Below are 17,049 nucleotides of genomic sequence, written 5' to 3'. Positions count from 1 at the left end.
TACGGGAAGGGAAGGATTTCATGGGACAGAAAAGCCACAACCTGCAGATTCTCGCGGCCCTGATTGCCACGACCATCTCGTGTGGAGCCGAGGCCCAGTTAGCACAGAACCTGACGATTCATCCCAAGGCGCTGGCGCTTGGGAACGCGGTGACGGCTGATCCTCCGGGGATCATGGCAATTCACTATAACCCGGCGGGTCTGACCAAGCTGGAGGGTCGCCAGCTCGAAGTGAACCTGATGAGCGTCTATCTGGATATCGACGCGGACTTTATAGCGCCTGAAGGTTACGAGATTTTTGGTATTGATGGCCTGGAGACGGATCCGCAAACCGGAAGACAGCGGGATCCGGTTGCCAATACCCACAGCCATACCAATAACGTGGCTTTGTACCTGCCGGGCTACGGCATTCTGAGAACGCCCCCGGGGCCGGCCCTCGCACCGTCAGCGGGTATCAGTATCAACCCACCCGGGTCCAAACTGACTTTCGGGAATGCGTTTTATCTGCCTATGGCGGCGGGTTTCTATCGGGACAAGGACGACCCTGGCCGGTATCAGCCTCAGGCAACGGCGTTGCAGAGAACCACCTATCTGTCACCAACGATTGGTTACGAGATTAACGACGACTGGTCCGTGGGTGCCGGTATCCACCTGTCTCACATGGGGGTTGCAGCCGATCAGTACATGCGGGCGCCTAACCTTTTGCTGGGTGTGGCGGAGGTGCTTCAGGACGCCTTCAACTGTGAAAGCGGTGATGAGCCGCTTCAGCCCTGGCTTGCGCTTTGTGGCGGTAATGTTGGTCCCTGGGATGATATCGGCGCCCTGAATATCAACGTTCAGGAAACCCTCTCACCCACCTACACTCTGGGTGTGATGTGGGAGCCGACCGACTGGTTCAGCTGGGGGGCGAGCTACACCTCCGAAGCCGACATGAACATGAAGGGCACCTTCGAAATCCAGTATACCGACGACTGGTCTGGCTTCTGGCAAAGTGTCAACGGGTCGGTGCTTGGTGCCATTACCTCCGCCATTCTCAGCCTCCCATCGGGTGCACCAAAGGAATCCGGCAATGTCAGCATGGATCTGGTCTATCCCCAGCATTTCCAGACCGGCATCAGTGTCGATGTGCACCCGAAACTGACCCTGAACGCCGATATTGGGTGGACGGACTACAAACAGTGGGACGCGTTTGTTTTTCGTTTCGATCGGAACCTGGAGTTTCTGAACGCGGCGCGGATCCTCTCGCCAGACAATGCCACGCCGAACACCCTGAGACTGCCACTGGGTTTTAAGAGTCAGTGGAACTGGGCTTTCGGGATGGAGTTTCATGCCTCATCACGTCTGGACTTGCGGGCGGGCGTTGAAATCCGGGATTCGGTTATCCCGGATGATCAGCGACAGGTGATGGCGCCTTTTGGTGGTGCGAATCTCTACAGTGTTGGTATGGGGTACCAGTGGGACAAGAACACCGAGATTGATATGAACCTTAGTTATCTTCACTCGGTGGAGTCGATTCCTGCGGACACCAGTTGTAACGTAAACTGCGACAATATCACCAACATCATTTACAACCCCTATGCAGGCCTCGATGTTAAAACCTCGCTTCGGGTTGTGATGGCAGGCCTCAGTTTCCGGACAAAATTCTGAGAGCTTCCGCGAACCATAGAGTAGATATTTCCCGTGACCAAGGGCTCTTTTCTGAAATTCGCACTGTGTCTACTGCTCGCTACGGTACTGACAGGCTGCCAGGGTGGCGGCTCGGTCGTCTCTGAGCGGGAGGGCTATTTCACCTGGGTTGATGAGCAGGGCAGGGTCCGGTACTCACCGATTGTCGGAGTTACCGGACAAAGCATGGGTAAGAGCGCCGAGAAGAACACCGACCAAAAAGCCGGTGAGCCTGGCGATGGGTCCACTTCGGAGTCACAGGAACCCGGAACAGGCAAGCCCGCGGCCCTCGAAGAAGGAACCGAATACACCCTGGAGAACTACCCGGACGCGGAGCAGCTTGAGAAAGACGGCTATGTTCGCCCTGGCCAACGGCAACCCTACTTCACATGGCGGGACGCGCAAGGTAACGTCAGGGTCAGCTATTACCGGCCCGATACCCGTACGGATCGTCAGAAAGGCCTGGTAGAGCCGCCTGTCCAGATTACTGAAGCCCGTGTTTACCATGCTGGCGATAGCCAGTCGGCCCCTGAGCCGGTGCCCGGACATGATCCGGATGCGTTCGCCATTCTCGGTATTGAACGTTCCGCTGATGATTTTTTCGCACGTTTCTCAGCCGGCTGCTGTGAATCTCTGGATACTCAAGATAATCGGAGCTGGCAATCGGGCCGGGAATTCGGCGTCACGCTCTCGGAAAGTTCGAACGTTCATCCGTTCCTGACCGGTGCCAGCCCCTATGAGCTGGTGAAACTGCCGGATGCGGAAACGGTTGGCAGCCTTGTTATGCGGCTACGTTCCTACGCCAGAAACGGCGTTTTCGTCCCATCTGTGGTGTTTCTCGACGAGCAAATGGAGCCCGTTCGGTTAGTCACGGACCTGGTGATGGATTTCGAGCCGGAGAACTGGCGTCGCCTTGGTTATCTGGAAGCCTGGATCCCTGCATTTCCGGCCCGGGGGGAGCGGTGGATTGTTCTTTTTACCCGTCAACAGGACCTCGATGGCCAGACCGTTATTGAAACCCGGTCAGGCCCGCGCCGGATCCCTCACATCCGGCAGGGCGAGCTCGGACTGATGCAGGTAGAAGGCTGAGGCCTCAGTCCTCCGGTTTGCTCAGATCCAGCCATTGTTGTGAAAGCCAGTAGTAGCTGCCATTGCCCGCAGGGTGGGTGCAGTTGTAGCGAAACCGCCTGCTGTTGAAGCTGTCCGGGGCTTTAACCCTGACGGCGCCGTCGACCACATCGAATTCGATCCGCCCCTGGCCAGAGGCAAAGCAGGTCAGCCTGTTTGTACTGATGGGTGAGACCAGCGGAAAGGCCAGAGTCGGCGGATTCTCAGAGATCACACCATCTGGCAGGTTTCCGGCATCTATCGGAAAGGCCTTGCTGAGAAGTTTGTTCTCAAGGCTGGCCAGTTGACCATAGGCATTGGCCATGGGAAAGCGAGGTAGCCGCGTTCTGGCGGATTTCGGCCCGATCGCCCCGGACTGCTGGCCATAACCGTACCAGTCCCGTGCTGCCAGCTGCTTCTCAAGCGCCTCGTCAAACTCGCCGTAGGGGTAAGCGAACAGCGGCACACTGGAGCCGAGCTCGTCGGAGAGGGTGCTTTGGGCAGAATCGAGACTGTTCGAGACGCGGGTTTGCCATTCACCATCTGTCTCGCCGGGCTTTTTCGCAAGGTGGCCATGGTCGGCACTGTGGTTGGCGATAGTGACGCCTTCCCGCCCGGCAAGTTCTTTAATCTGATCCCAGGTCATGTAGCCGTTGCGGCCTACCGCCTGGGTGTTCACGAATATGGTGTAGGGATAGCCTTTCGACGTCAGCAAGGGCGCGGCCTCTGAATAGACGGACTCGTAGGCGTCATCAAACGTAATGGCAATGCGGTTGTCACCTTCATCCCCGCCAGTCAGTGTTTTCCTTGTACCCTCAAGTAAATTGACGACATCGATGTTCAGATCCGAAATCTTCTCGAGTTGGCCTTCGAACAGCGAGACCGATGTGGAGGTCGCGGGTGGAGTGGAATCGCTCACATGGTGGTATTGGAGCACGACGAGATCAGACCATGCTGGAAAGGCTGCCGCCAACAGTGAAAACACGGCAAGTGGTTTAACAAGTGCTCTGGTCGGCATGGTGTCTCCTGAATTGACTGAACTGAAAACGATCTTTTTTAAGATTGATCAGGCGCTGTGGCGAAAATGAGCTTTCAGAACGGCGAATGCCTCATTCAAACGCTGGATCGTTTCCGTGTTGCCTCCCCGATCAGGGTGCGCGTGCATAACCGCACGCCGAAAACGTTGCTTCACAGAGGGGAAATCTGATGGCAAGGCCTCAAAACCCAATGCCTCAGCGGCGGCTTTCGTTTCTGCCTGTGCCGGGCCCTTGCCGCCGGGGCGACCGGTCCAGAAATCGTCCATCATCTGGTGTATTGCATCTTCCGGCAAACGGTACTGGGATAGGTCCAGATAGAATTGGCGCAACGTGTCGACACCATCTGGTACCCCTTTGCCACCGATGACCTTCTGGATTTCCACGCAGATATTCAACGGTGAAATCCGAAGACTTTCGCCCGTCTCGGATAACTGGTCACGAAGCCGGTACAGTACATGGAATAACAGAAAATGAACCGGGTAGAGCTTTTCCGGTTCGTTGAAACTGACTTCGCCGAGAAGTTCCCACGGTGGTCTCTGGAGTGACTTGATCAGCGACAGCTCGTTCATTCCCGCAGGCGCCGATCGAAGTTCGTGTTCCACGGCCACCAGCAGATGCTGAACCTGGTGCTCAAGCAGGGCATCGGTTTCGATCGCCCGGGAAGATGGGAAGCTTATGTTGGAGTCGTTATCTGTCATAGGTCCAATGGTAGGGGACTCGGGTCCGTCAGGGAAGTGTGGCCGGCTGCCAGTCCGAAACATATCGATGTCGGTATCCTGTCCCTGAATCCATGTGACGCGTATAATCCTTCGTCCACTTGCCTTATGAACGTAGTTGGTATGTCCGAAACAATGATCGCCAGTTCCGAACAGTCCCTCAACCCTGAGCGCGAACGCCGCCAGAAACTGGAGTTGAACAAGCTGCAGAAACGTCTGCGCCGCGAAGTCGGGCAGGCGATTGCCGATTTCTCGATGATTGAAGCCGGTGACAAAGTCATGTGCTGTCTCAGCGGCGGTAAAGACTCTTACGCCATGCTGGACATTCTGCTAAACCTGCAGAAGAGTGCGCCGGTTTCGTTTGAACTGATTGCTGTAAATCTTGACCAGAAACAGCCCGGGTTTCCGGAAGAGGTGCTGCCCGCATACCTTGAATCCATGGGTATCGAGTATCACATCATCGAGAAGGATACCTACAGTATTGTTAAGGAAAAAGTGCCGGAAGGGAAGACCACCTGTGGCCTATGTTCCCGCCTACGTCGCGGAATTCTATATAATTTTGCGGAGGAGCACGGTGTTACCAAGATTGCACTGGGCCACCATCGGGACGATCTTCTGGAAACCCTGTTCCTGAACATGTTCTACGGCGGCAAACTCAAGTCGATGCCGCCGGTACTCCATAGTGACGACGGCCGCAATACGGTCATCCGGCCGCTGGCGTTTAGCCGTGAGAAGGACATTGCCCGCTACGCGGCCCTGAGGGAATTCCCGATTATTCCCTGCAATCTTTGCGGCTCCCAGGAAAATCTCCAGCGCCAGGTGATCAAGGATATGTTCCAGAGCTGGGACAAACAGCACCCTGGGCGCCTTGAAACCATGTTCCGCGCCATGTGCAACGTTGAACCGTCACATCTGGCGGATACCAATCTGTACGACTTCCGGGAAGGCAGACGGCTGGGCGGAAAGCGCCAGGCGGTGCATACGGCGGAACCGGAGGAAGCAAGCAGTTTTGGCCGTCTGGATGTGCTGAACATCTAGCGATCGTTCAGGCGTCGGTCTAATGCCCGACCAGGTGCTGGAATGGTAGTGTCCAGACACCAAACAGAATCAGCAGCGCACCGGTGGCTTTCCGGAATAGCCGGTGTGTCTGCAAGCTCCGAATCCAGCCTGCGGCATACCCTGTTGCCAGCATGGACGGCAGGGTTCCAAGCCCGAAAAACAGCATGGTCAATGCCGCAGATCCCACCGTCGGTTGCAGTGCCGCCCAACCCAGCGTGCTGTAAACCAGGCCACAGGGCAGCCAGCCCCAGAGCGCGCCCAGGGCAAGAGCTTGCCCGCCATGATTTACAGGAAGCAAGCGGCGGGTCAGGGGAGAAAGTCGGCCCCAGATCGGGGCGCCGACGCGTTCGACATAGCGGATACCCTGCCACCACTGGCCCATGGACAGGCCCATAAATATGAGCAATACGCCCGCCAGTGTGCGCAGGACAAGGCCAGCGGATGCCCACTGGCTGGCCGCAGAGGTGCTGGCCAGCGCAATAAGGGTTGCAATCAGAACGTAACTGCCAATCCGGCCGAAGTTGAAGGCCAGTAACATCACGGTCTGTCGAAGCCTGAAGCCCTTGCCGACTGGCAAGGCCATGGAGAGGGAAGCACTGATACCCCCGCACATTCCCAGGCAGTGAGTGCTGCCGAGCAGTCCGATCAGGAAAGCACTTGGATAGCTGAGGTAAAGTTCCGGGCTCATCCTTTTTCGGGCTTGTCCTCTTCCAGATCTTTCTCCTCGTTGGTATCCGCAGCCTGCTCTGAGGTTGCTTCTTTTGCCGGTCTGTCGGTCCGGGCGTCGTCCGGGATCATGTCCTTGTCATCATCGTAGAGTATCCGGTGGGCCGGACCCTCAAGGTCATCGTACTGGCCGTTTTTTACGGCCCATGAAAACAATACGATGCCCAGCGTCACCAGTATGAGCATCACCGGGACCAGGAACATTACGATTTGCACGGGTTAAACCTCGCGGAAAAGAATATAGAGGTACGTTATCAGGCCAGTGTCCGGGCGCCAACCAGGGAATTGTCCGGATGTGCTTCGCCTGGCGCCTTACCAAGTCTTAGTGCATTAAGGACAACGACCAGTGAGCTGAGTGACATGCCAATCGCGGCCAGCCAGGGTGGTACCAGTCCAGCCGCAGCCAGCGGCAGTGCGCAGACATTGTAAACAAGGGCCCACCACAGATTCTGACGGATAATTCTGCGGGTCTGACGGCTGGTCTTCAGGGCTTCAACCAATTGTAGTAACTGGCCATTGAGTAGTACCGCATCGGCCTTCAGCTGAGTCAGGTCCGCGGCAGTGCCCATGGCAACCGAAATGCCGGCTCCGGCCATGGAGGGCAGGTCGTTCAGGCCATCGCCCACCATCATGATCTGTCGCCCCTCAGCCTTCAGCTGTTCGAGAACGGCGAGTTTTTGTTCCGGAGATGCCTGGCCTATGGCTTCGTCGATGCCCAGTTGGCCAGCAATCTGATTGACATGGCCCGAGCGGTCGCCGCTCAGAAGCAGGGTGCGTATACCCGCGCTTTGCAGAGCCTTGATGGCTGAACGGGCGTCGTCACGGAGTTGGTCATCCAACCTGAAACAGGCCAGCCATTCGCTGTCAGAGGCCAGCCAGATTTCCATACCTTGATGCTGCCCGCTATTCGGGAATGGTGCCACAGTGTGTTGCTCTACGAATCCCCGATGGCCAATAAAAAGCGCGAGATTCGCCAGCTTTCCAGACAGTCCTCCGCCAAGGTGGTTTTCCACGTTTTCGACCGCGGCGGCGGTTCGGTTATGGAAAACTCTGGCAATCGGATGCTCGGAGTATTTTTCCAGCCCGGCAGCGAGCTTGAGGCAGGTCTTTTCGTCCATGCTGCCGACGATCTCGGTTTCCACCAGACTCAGCTCACCCCGGGTCAGGGTCCCGGTTTTATCGAATACCACGGTATCTACAGTATTCATCGATTCCAGGGTATGCCCCCGTGTTGGCAGGAATCCAAGGCGGCGGAGTTTCACGGTTGCCGAGGTGATCGCCGTGGGCGTGGCCAGTGACAGCGCGCAGGGACAGGTAACAACCAGGACGGAGAGGGTAATATCGAAAGCATTATCGGCACCGGCCAGCCACCAGCCGATCCAGACAATCGGCGCCAGGATCAGCACTCGCCCAACGAATTTACCCGCTATCCTGTCAGCCATCCTCGCAACCTGGGGTTTTTCTGACTGAACCCGGTCCAGTACCCTCAGGATACCGGAGAGGCGGGTCTGGGAACCGGCTTTTACCACCCGAATGTCCAGGGCATTCTCACCGTTGACGCTGCCGGCGTGGACCGGGTCTCCGGGGAACCGGGTCTCCGGCAGGTACTCGCCGGTCAGTGCCGCCTCGTTGAGGGTTGACTGGCCCCGGACAATTTCGCCATCAATGGGCAGGGTTTCTCCCGGCCGAACGCGAATGATGTCCCCGGGTTTTACCTGGTGGGCGGGTACAATTTCTGAATCATCACCCCTCACCAACGTCGCAACCGTTGGCTGGAAGCCGGCAAGAGCATTGCCTGTCAGCCCTGCGCGATAGCGGGCCTGAACCTCAACATAGCGTCCCAGAAGCAGGAAGAAGGTGAACATGCACACGGACTCGAAGTACACCTCCTCGCCACCGATCACGGTTACCCAGGCGCTGGCAAGGTACGCAAGACCGATGGCAATGGCAACGGGCACGTCCATGGTCAGTTGCCGGCTCTGGATATCGCGCCGGGCGTTGCGGAAAAAAGGCGCGGCACTGTAGAAAACCACCGGTGTGGCTACCAGCAGACTGAACCACCGGAAGAAGCTTACGAACTGTGGTGACAGGTCGTTGACCAGCTCAAAATACAGCGGAAACGCCAGCATCATGCTCTGGAAGGAGCCGATGCCGGCAATCGCGAGGCGAATCAGCATGGACCGGTGTTCGGCCTTGAGGGCCTGTTCGGCTTCGTCTGCCTGGTAGGGGCGGGCGGTGTATCCCAGTTCGTAGATGGCAATCAGCAGGTCGCTCAGGGGCGCCTGATCCTGGGACCAGACCAGTCTTGCCCGCTGCGTGGTGTGATTGACCGAGAAGGACACCACGCCCGGCTGCCTTTTCATATGATTTTCCAGCAGCCAGATGCAGGCAGCGCAGGTAATGCCGCCGATCAGTAACTGGGCTTCCTGGGCGCCTTTCACAGGTGCAACAAACGATGCCTGAACCAGTGGATGGTCCATTTCTCTCAGACGGTTGACCTCTACCGGGGTCAGCTGTTTGGGGGTAACCGCAGACTCCGTCCGGAATTCGTAGAACCCGGTCAAACCCTCATTATGGATGGTCTGGCAAACCGCCTTGCAGCCCTGGCAGCAAAAGTGGCGGGTTGTACCATCGAGTTCAAGGGTGATGGGCGGCTCACCGTCGGCTGGCTCGCCGCAATGAAAGCAATCCAGGCTGGTCAACCTTGGGCATACTCCGCAGCTTTGACCGTTATTCCGCTTTCCGAGGGTAGCCGGGTTTCGCCCTTCAGGCGCCATTCATTGGCCGGCCCCCGAAGATCGTAGTACCAGCGGCCTTCAATGTCTTCATGAAGCTGGCCGGCGAACCTGCCCGGTGCAATCTGCTTGAACTGGACGACGCGGTCCTGATCCGACAGAGTGGGATGAAACAGATTAAGGACCAGATACGGAAACTCTGCCGGACCATCAGTCGTGCTGAGATTAACAGTCACGTTCCGTTGGCTAAAATCAATCTGGGCTTCCATACCAAGGTCGGCCGCTTTCTCGTCCCGCGCAATAGACATATTGATGCCGCGACCTTCCTTGGACCAGTCATCCGTCACTAACGAATTATCCATATTCAGCGAAATTGTGAGCGCGATGGCGCAATAGATGATTGACGCCGCAGGGAACATTATTAGGAACCAGAGCCAGGGTTGGCGATACCAGGGGCTTACCGGTGCTTCATCGATCATAAATCAAATCCTGTTTAAATATTTGGAGTCTTCGCGAAATCAGAGATTACCGCGTTGGACCGACAAATCGACTTTCAGTTTCGAGGTTCAGGGAACTATCTGTTTCTGACTGCGCCCTGAACAGGATTTCGCTATTGGATTCTTCAATAGACTCCGGCGGCACATCAACAACCGTGGGCAGGGCACGGTTTTCCCCGCTTTCCACCGTAAGCGTGGTGTCTGTCAGAATCCGGATATCTTCCAGGCCGGTCACCGAGATAGTGAAGGTCTGCGGTACTTCGGTCATGTTGGCAATTTTAAGTGTGTAGGAGTTTTCAATCCGACCTTCACCGTTATAGCTATACAGTGCGCCTCGATCGCGCAGTGCGTCCATCTGGGCAGGAACCCGTGTTGCAATGGTGAAGATAATGGCTGCGATCATTAGTGACAGCACAGCTCCGTAACCAAAGGTTCGTGGTCTCAGCAGCTTTGAGGTTTTTCCCTCCAGTTCGTTCTCGGTGGTATAGCGGATTAGGCCTCTGGGGTAATTCATCTTGTCCATGATTTCGTCGCAGGCATCAATACACAATGCGCAGCCAATGCATTCGTATTGCAGCCCGTCCCGGATATCAATACCCGTGGGGCAGACCTGCACGCACTGACCGCAGTCAATGCAATCACCCAGACCTACTTCTGCAGGATCAACGCCCTTCTTACGGCCACCCCTTGGCTCGCCCCGGTTGGGATCGTATGAAACGACACGGGTGTTGGGGTCAAACATCACCGACTGGAAGCGGGCATATGGGCACATGTAGAGGCAAACCTGCTCACGCATCCACCCTGCGTTCAGGTAGGTCGCGACGGTGAAAAACGCGACCCAGAAATAGGCCCAGCCATTGGCCTGAAGGGTAAAGATATCGGCAAGCAGCTCCCGGATGGGATAGAAATAGCCTACAAAAGTCAGGCCGGTAGCCAGTGCTATCAATAGCCATATCGTATGCTTGGCCGATTTTTTGAACATCTTCTCCGCCGAGCGGGGAGATTTGTCGAGCTTAATCCGCTTGTTGCGGCTGCCTTCGATACGCTCCTCGACCCACATGAAGATGAAGGTCCACACAGTCTGCGGACAGGTATATCCGCACCAGACCCGGCCAAACAGAGTGGTAATGAAGAAAAGGCCAAAGGCACAGATGATCAGCATCCCTGAAAGCAGGATGAAATCCTTCGGGTAAAACGTCGCGCCGTAGAGGTGGAACTCACGGGCAGGAAGGTCAAAGTGAATCAGTGGCTGCCCGTCCAGGGTGAACCAGACAAAGGCAAAGTACATGCCCATAAGCGCCAGCAGACTGACGTTGCGGATCCTCTGGAAAAAGCCTTTGACTTCCTTGACGTAGATTTTCTTGCGGCTGGCGTATAGCTCGACGGTTCCGGATTTATTTTTGTTGTCGGAGGGGTCAGAGGACGGGTCAACCTGTTTGACCGGGATCTCACTGCTCATCGTTACCTCCAGAATAGTAGTGTGGGGCAACAGGCCCTGGGGCTGCTGATCTTTTCAAGCCTGTGCCCGCAAACGCAGGCACAGGGTTGAAAAGACCAGGCCGGGGCAGACCCCGGCCGGGTGACTCAGTTCGACAGGCTGTAAACGTAGCCTGCCAGAATCTGAATCTGGTCCTCCGAGAGCCGGCCGCTTTGGGCTGGCATCTGGTTTTGACGACCGTTCATGACCGTCTCTTTGATCCAGTCATAAGTGGAACCGTAGAGCCAGGTATTGTCTGTCAGATTGGGGGCACCCATGGCCTGATTGCCCTTGCCGTCCTGACCGTGACAGGCCACACAGGCCTGAGCGAAGACCTGTTTGCCGGCTTTCGCAGCCTCGGCGTCCTGTTCCCGCCCACTGAAGCTCAGAACGTAGTTCACGACCTGGTCAACCTGTTCGTTGGTCATACTTGGCATGGTGCCTTTGGCAGGCATGTTGCCCATCCGACCATTGTGCAGGGTGGACAGAATGGCCTCCGGAGTGCCGCCCCAGAGCCAGTCATCGTCAGTCAGGTTGGGGAAACCAACCTGACCACGGGCTGCAGAGCCATGGCAAACCGAGCAGTTGTTGGCAAACAGGCGCTGGCCGATTTTCATGGCATCGCTGTTTTCCGCCAGCTGCGGAACCGGCATCTGACCAAATTCGGCATAAATTTCACCGTACTTCTCTTCAGCTGCGGCAACCTCGGCTTCCCACTGGTTTGTCGAAGTCCAGCCAAGAAGGCCCTTGTAGTTGCCAAGACCCGGGTATAAAGCCAGGTAACCGAGTGCAAAAATACAAGTTGCGAGGAACAGGTAAAACCACCACTTAGGCAGGGGGTTATCGTATTCCTCTATGCCATCAAAGGAATGGCCCATAGTGCGGTCGGTTTCACTATCGGTCGTCTGGCTCTTGCGGGTTGCATAAAGCAGCCACCAGCAGCCGAAAACGGTACCGAGCACGATCACACTGATCCAGATGCTCCAGAACGTACTCATTGTTTCTTCTCCGTTTTTTCCTGTTCGAGCGTACGCTTTTCCACGTCGTCATCGTCGAAGGGCAGGTGGGCTGCCTCCTCGTTGGCCTTCTTGCGGTGGGCACTGTAGGCCCACCATATGATTCCAAGGAAGACGGCCATTACCAGAAAGGTGTGAATGCCGCGTAGATCATTAATATCCATGGGTTCACCGTTTTTCTGAAAGCACTGTACCCAGCTGTTGCAGGTATGCGACCAGAGCCTCGATTTCAAATTTGCCTTCAACCTGGGCGGATGCGTTAGCAATCTGCTCGTCGGTGTAGGGCACGCCCAGAGTCTGGAGGGTCTCCAGCTTCGCGGCGGTCTCGGTATGGTCGACCTGGTCCTCAAACAGCCAGGGGAACGCTGGCATATTCGATTCGGGAACCACACTGCGCGGATTGTAAAGGTGCTGGCGTTGCCAGGCGTCGGAATAACGACCACCTACGCGTGCGAGATCCGGGCCGGTACGCTTGGAACCCCACAGGAACGGGCGGTCGTAAACGAACTCGCCCGCGACGGAGTAGTGGCCATACCGCTCGGTTTCCGCACGGAACGGGCGGATCTGTTGGGTATGGCACACGTGGCAGCCTTCACGGATGTAGATGTCCCGACCTTCCAGTTCGAGCGCAGACAGGGGCTCAAGGCCCTCAACCGGCTCATTGACGCTCTTCAGGAAGAACAGGGGGACCACTTCCGCAAGAAAGCCACCGCTGATGGTCAGGATGATCAGTACAATCATCAGACCAATATTCTTTTCAACAATTTCGTGTTTCATTTGATCTCTCTCCCGTTACGCAGGCTGTGTTGCCGCATTGTCCTGCGCAACCGCGTCTTTCTGGCGCACGGTCATGTAGACGTTGTAAGCCATGACAAGCATACCGGTCAGGAAGATAACGCCACCGAGGAAGCGGACGAAATAGCCTGGGTACGAAGCTTCCAGTGCTTCAACGAAGCTGTAGGTCAGTGTGCCGTCCTGGTTTACTGCGCGCCACATCAGGCCCTGCATGATGCCGTTAACCCACATGGCGACGATGTAAAGCACGGTGCCCACTGTCGCAAGCCAGAAATGCGCGTTGATCAGGCTGGTGCTGAACATCGCCTGAACGCCCCAGAGCTTCGGAATCAGGTGATAGACCGCGCCGATACTGATCATGGCAACCCAGCCCAGCGCACCGGAGTGAACGTGGCCGATGGTCCAGTCAGTATTGTGAGATAGTGCGTTCACGGTCTTGATGGACATCATCGGGCCTTCAAACGTCGACATGCCGTAGAAGGACAGGGAAACCACCAGGAAACGCAGGATCGGGTCCGTACGCAGTTTGTGCCAGGCGCCTGAGAGGGTCATCATGCCGTTAATCATACCGCCCCAGGAAGGCGCAAGCAGAATCAGGGACATGATCATACTTGCAGTCTGCGCCCAGTCTGGCAGAGCAGAATAGTGCAAGTGGTGGCCGCCGGCCCAGACATAGGTTGCGATCAGTGCCCAGAAATGAACGATGGACAGGCGGTAGGAGTAAACCGGGCGATTGGCCTGCTTGGGAACAAAGTAATACATCATGCCCAGGAAGCCAGCGGTCAGGAAGAAGCCCACAGCATTGTGGCCGTACCACCACTGCATCATGGCGTCAGTGACACCCGAATACGCCGAGTAGGACTTGAACGCAGTAGCGGGTAGCGCCAGGTTATTACCGATATGGAGAACCGCGATGGTAATTATGAATGCGCCATAGAACCAGTTGGCCACATAAATGTGTGGGGTGCTGCGCCTCATGATGGTGCCAAAGAACACCAGAGCGTAAACGACCCACACCACCGCAATGGCAATATCAATCGGCCACTCCAGCTCGGCGTATTCCTTGGAAGAGGTAAGGCCAAGTGGCAGAGTAATGGCTGCCGAAACGATGATCGCCTGCCAGCCCCAAAAGGTGAACGCGGCCAGTCCATCTGAAATTAGACGGGCCTGACACGTGCGCTGCACAACATAATAGGCGGTGGCGAACAGGGCACTCCCACCAAAGCCGAAGATGACGGCGTTGGTATGCAGCGGCCGGAGGCGGCCGAAGTGGGTAAAGGGCAGGTCGAGGTTGAGGGACGGCCAAACCAGCTGTGCTGCAATCAGCACACCCAGCGCCATACCTACAATACCCCATACCACTGTCATGATGGCGAACTGTCTCACCACCTTGTAGTTGTATGTCAGGTTCGGATTTACTGTGCTCATAGCCTTACCAATGGGTTTAAAGTGGGGAAATATGCGGGCGCAAGTATGGAGAAACCATTAGCTGTTTGCAATGACTCAGGTCAACTCCTGACATCCGTCAAATGCGCCGGAATCAGCAACATGGCTTCCTTTTTTTATGCCGTTATTGGAGTTGTTCAGCGCTCGGAATGTGTGTTGCCTGGTTAGCAATAATAGCCCCTTACACACCAGAGGTGAATTCTGTGAGATTGATTAAGATCAAAGCTTGTGGGAATCGTCCGGAAGTTGTGCTTATTCTGGCGCACGGTGCCGGTGCACCCGCAGATTCTCCCTTTATGGAGGTGCTTGCCAAAGCCCTGGGGCAGGAGGGCATTGGATCGGTGCGTTTTGAATTCCCCTACATGCAGAAGCGGCGTCTGGATGGGAAGAAGCGCCCGCCCGACCGGCAGCCTTTGTTACTTGATCATTTTTCGTCGCTTGTTGATGAGATTCGCGGGGAGCTCGGCGAACGAACCAGGCTGCTGGTTGGCGGCAAGTCTATGGGTGGCAGGATGGCCAGTATTCTCGCCAGCCAACGGAATGGTATTGATGGCGTCGCCTGCTTCGGATTTCCTTTCCACCCGCCGGGAAAGCTGGATCGGTGGCGCACCGGGCACTTCCACGAGCTGAAGTTGCCAATGCTGGTTCTCCAGGGAACCAGGGACCCTTTTGGCAAACCAGCAGAAATGGCCGGGCAGGAAAAGGAGCTTGAATTCGTCAGACTTCGCTGGTTGGAGGGTGGTGACCACGATTTTCAGCCATTGAAAAGCCAGCAGCTCACTCAGAAGGACCTGATAGAAAGGGCCGCCCGCGAAACGCGGCTTTTTGTTGATGAGTGCCTGAGTTCCTGAGAATCTGGCCAGTTCGGTCATCAGGTTCGGTCTTCAGGTTCGGGCTTCGGTGACCTCAGAGAGCAGCGCGCGGTTACGGCCCTCGTTTTTGGCGGCGTACAGCGCTTCATCTGCCCGCTCGAAAAGCCGGTTCTGGTCTTCACCGGTGCGCAGGGATGCGATGCCCGCACTCAGGGTTATCCTTACTTCGGTTCCATCGGGCGAGATCAGAGGTGTGTTGGCAACGTCCGCCAGCAATGCTTCGCAGACTATCCTTGCTCCGGCGGGGTCCGTTCCCGGCAGGAGTAGCGCGAATTCCTCGCCACCAAACCGGATGGCAATATCCCGGGGCCGCTTGACATGCCTGGTCAGCATTTCTGCAATGAACTGAAGGCAGGTATCCCCAAAGCTGTGTCCCCAGGTGTCGTTGATCGCCTTGAAATGATCGGCATCCACCAGAGCCAGAGTCAGTGTGTGGCCTGTGCGGCGCGCCTCGGCACACAATTCAGGGAAGATGTTGTCCAGATGCCTTCGGTTGTGCAGGCCGGTCAGGGCGTCGTTCATGCTCAGCGTCGACAGCTGACGGTTGGCCTTTTCAAGTTCCCGCATGGTGTTCCTCAGCTGTGCGGTACGCTCGTGTACTTTGAATTCAAGCTCCGTGCGCGCATTGTGCTCCACTTCGAGGAGTTTCTGGTTGAGCAGGCGCCAGCGCTGCACCATGGCATAGTTGAGCAGAATAACCTGTCCGCCCACGGCGAACTGCATCAGCGCTTCCCTTGCCAGGAAATCAGTCAGATAGCCAAACGCCGCCAGGGCATAGATAAGACCTCCAACCAGCATCACCAGCCATGCGAGCAGGTACCACATTGCCGGCTGGTAACCCTGTTTCCAGCGAACGGCGGCAATGATGAACAGGCTTGAAATAACCGTCAGGGCCAGGACGGTGTTTAGAAGGATGGTTTTGGTGTAGGGCAATATCAGCGTAAGGGCCAGGAAGCCGATACAAAACCAGGCCAGGGTCTTCAGAGCGGTTTCCGAGATGGTTCCTTTGGCGACTTCAAGGAATGAACGCCCAAAAAGTGTCATGGACAGCGCGCAGAGTGACAGGGACAGTGGGATGGAGGTATTGGCAAAACTGGCGTTGTTGGGCCAGAAGTACTGGTTGGCAAATCCGCCCATGGCAAACAGAAACAGTCCGAGGGCGGCCATGTAAAAGGCGTTGTAAAAGTAGTAGGCCGTTCCGGAGCTGAAAAAAAGCAGCAGATTGAACACGGCAAACACCAGTAACGCTCCGTAGAATAGTCCGTGGGTCAGCGTCAGGTGGTTACTGCCGGCAATCACTTCCGCCGGGGTTTCCAGGCTCAGCGGAACATTCAGTGCACCGCTGCTGTGAACCCTCAGCGTAATCGAACGGGTTTCGCCGGCATCCAGTGTGACGGGCAATAGAAAATACCGGTAATCTATCCCGCGGGAAGAAAACGCGTGCTGATCGCCAGTTACTATGGACTCTGTAGTACCATTTCCTGTTTGCCAGAGGGTGATTTCATGGAGCAGGGGGTAGTTGAGCTTCAGGTACCACAAACTACGCTCCGCCCCGGAGTTCCGGATATGCAGGTGAACCCAGTACACCGATTTCGTGGCGCTGAAGACCAGGTCCCGGCCATGTGCCGGTGTCCATGCGAGATCTTCCGGAAGTTGCTCGGGCCTGGATGCATTATGGGCAGGTTCACCGGGTGGCGCATTGTAGAAGCAGATGTACTGCATCAGTGAATCGCGCGCTCCGCTGTCGGTTGCTTCAAGCGTTGGGCACCCGGTCTTGAGCGAGCCGGCATCTGTGAATGCCAGGGCAGGGATCAGCGAAAGGCTCAGGATGGCAAACAGGCGCAAAATCGGCGACATTCAGTACTTCCTGCGGATATCAGAGCGGGAAGTGTAGCCAGAGAA

Annotated in this window: 16 protein-coding genes; 4 read left to right on the top strand and 12 right to left on the bottom strand. The window is 56.3% G+C overall.

Annotated features, from left to right (window positions below; all coding sequences use genetic code 11):
* Positions 1-20 precede the first annotated feature (20 nt).
* Together CLH62_RS02555 and CLH62_RS02550 are read left to right on the top strand one after the other, a co-directional pair.
* Positions 21-1,646 carry an OmpP1/FadL family transporter gene (locus CLH62_RS02555; protein WP_099616576.1) on the top strand — a complete coding sequence of 542 codons (1,626 nt, stop codon included), beginning with the start codon at positions 21-23 and terminating at the stop codon, positions 1,644-1,646.
* 33 nt (positions 1,647-1,679) lie between these two features.
* Positions 1,680-2,753 carry a MalM family protein gene (locus tag CLH62_RS02550; RefSeq protein WP_228152751.1) on the top strand — a complete coding sequence of 358 codons (1,074 nt, stop codon included), beginning with the start codon at positions 1,680-1,682 and terminating at the stop codon, positions 2,751-2,753.
* Positions 2,754-2,757: 4 nt separating this feature from the next.
* Here CLH62_RS02550 and CLH62_RS02545 read toward each other — a convergent pair whose 3' ends face one another.
* The gene (locus CLH62_RS02545; RefSeq protein WP_099616575.1) at positions 2,758-3,789 is read right to left on the bottom strand and encodes a polysaccharide deacetylase family protein; all 1,032 of its coding nucleotides are present in this window, start codon (positions 3,787-3,789) and stop codon (positions 2,758-2,760) included.
* A gap of 48 nt (positions 3,790-3,837) precedes the next feature.
* Positions 3,838-4,506, bottom strand: a complete 669-nt coding sequence (locus CLH62_RS02540) for a DNA-J related domain-containing protein (protein ID WP_099616574.1) — start codon at positions 4,504-4,506, stop codon at positions 3,838-3,840.
* Between the two features lie 141 nt (positions 4,507-4,647).
* Here CLH62_RS02540 and ttcA point away from each other — a divergent pair, with 141 nt between their 5' ends.
* Entirely contained in the window at positions 4,648-5,562 is a 915-nt protein-coding gene (gene ttcA / locus CLH62_RS02535) for a tRNA 2-thiocytidine(32) synthetase TtcA (RefSeq protein ID WP_099616573.1), read from the top strand.
* Positions 5,563-5,581: 19 nt separating this feature from the next.
* Here ttcA and CLH62_RS02530 read toward each other — a convergent pair whose 3' ends face one another.
* The 9 genes from CLH62_RS02530 to ccoN all read right to left on the bottom strand — a co-directional run bounded on the left by CLH62_RS02530 (position 5,582) and on the right by ccoN (position 14,257).
* Positions 5,582-6,271, bottom strand: a complete 690-nt coding sequence (locus tag CLH62_RS02530) for a sulfite exporter TauE/SafE family protein (protein WP_099616572.1) — start codon at positions 6,269-6,271, stop codon at positions 5,582-5,584.
* The gene (ccoS, locus tag CLH62_RS02525) at positions 6,268-6,525 is read right to left on the bottom strand and encodes a cbb3-type cytochrome oxidase assembly protein CcoS (RefSeq protein ID WP_099616571.1); all 258 of its coding nucleotides are present in this window, start codon (positions 6,523-6,525) and stop codon (positions 6,268-6,270) included. The genes CLH62_RS02530 and ccoS overlap by 4 nt, the downstream gene beginning before the upstream one ends.
* A 38-nt stretch (positions 6,526-6,563) precedes the next feature.
* On the bottom strand, positions 6,564-9,011 hold the full coding sequence (locus tag CLH62_RS02520) for a heavy metal translocating P-type ATPase (protein WP_099616570.1): 2,448 nt from the start codon (positions 9,009-9,011) through the stop codon (positions 6,564-6,566).
* Complete coding sequence (locus tag CLH62_RS02515) at positions 9,008-9,523, bottom strand: FixH family protein (RefSeq protein WP_099616569.1); 516 nt, start codon at positions 9,521-9,523, stop codon at positions 9,008-9,010. Before CLH62_RS02515 ends, CLH62_RS02520 begins: the two co-directional genes overlap by 4 nt.
* Before the next feature lie 46 nt (positions 9,524-9,569).
* On the bottom strand, positions 9,570-11,000 hold the full coding sequence (ccoG, locus tag CLH62_RS02510; RefSeq protein WP_099616568.1) for a cytochrome c oxidase accessory protein CcoG: 1,431 nt from the start codon (positions 10,998-11,000) through the stop codon (positions 9,570-9,572).
* A 125-nt stretch (positions 11,001-11,125) separates the two neighbouring features.
* The gene (gene ccoP / locus CLH62_RS02505; protein WP_099616567.1) at positions 11,126-12,016 is read right to left on the bottom strand and encodes a cytochrome-c oxidase, cbb3-type subunit III; all 891 of its coding nucleotides are present in this window, start codon (positions 12,014-12,016) and stop codon (positions 11,126-11,128) included.
* Positions 12,013-12,198: a cbb3-type cytochrome oxidase subunit 3 gene (locus tag CLH62_RS02500; RefSeq protein WP_099616566.1), complete on the bottom strand. Its 186-nt coding sequence runs from the start codon at positions 12,196-12,198 to the stop codon at positions 12,013-12,015. The genes ccoP and CLH62_RS02500 overlap by 4 nt, the downstream gene beginning before the upstream one ends.
* Positions 12,199-12,202: 4 nt before the next feature.
* Entirely contained in the window at positions 12,203-12,811 is a 609-nt protein-coding gene (ccoO, locus tag CLH62_RS02495) for a cytochrome-c oxidase, cbb3-type subunit II (protein WP_099616565.1), read from the bottom strand.
* Between the two features lie 15 nt (positions 12,812-12,826).
* On the bottom strand, positions 12,827-14,257 hold the full coding sequence (ccoN, locus tag CLH62_RS02490) for a cytochrome-c oxidase, cbb3-type subunit I (RefSeq protein WP_099616564.1): 1,431 nt from the start codon (positions 14,255-14,257) through the stop codon (positions 12,827-12,829).
* 101 nt (positions 14,258-14,358) lie between these two features.
* Here ccoN and CLH62_RS21320 point away from each other — a divergent pair, with 101 nt between their 5' ends.
* A complete protein-coding gene (locus CLH62_RS21320; RefSeq protein WP_322868507.1) occupies positions 14,359-15,126 on the top strand; it encodes an alpha/beta family hydrolase in 768 nt (255 codons plus the stop codon).
* Positions 15,127-15,159: 33 nt separating this feature from the next.
* Here the strand turns inward: CLH62_RS21320 and CLH62_RS02480 are convergent, their stop codons facing one another.
* The gene (locus tag CLH62_RS02480; RefSeq protein WP_099616562.1) at positions 15,160-17,004 is read right to left on the bottom strand and encodes a sensor domain-containing diguanylate cyclase; all 1,845 of its coding nucleotides are present in this window, start codon (positions 17,002-17,004) and stop codon (positions 15,160-15,162) included.
* Positions 17,005-17,049: the final 45 nt, after the last annotated feature.

This window comes from Marinobacter guineae, assembly GCF_002744735.1.
In the GTDB taxonomy this organism is placed as follows: Bacteria; Pseudomonadota; Gammaproteobacteria; order Pseudomonadales; family Oleiphilaceae; genus Marinobacter; species Marinobacter guineae.
Note: the sequence above shows the minus strand (reverse complement) of the source record. Positions and strands in the feature narration are given on the sequence as shown.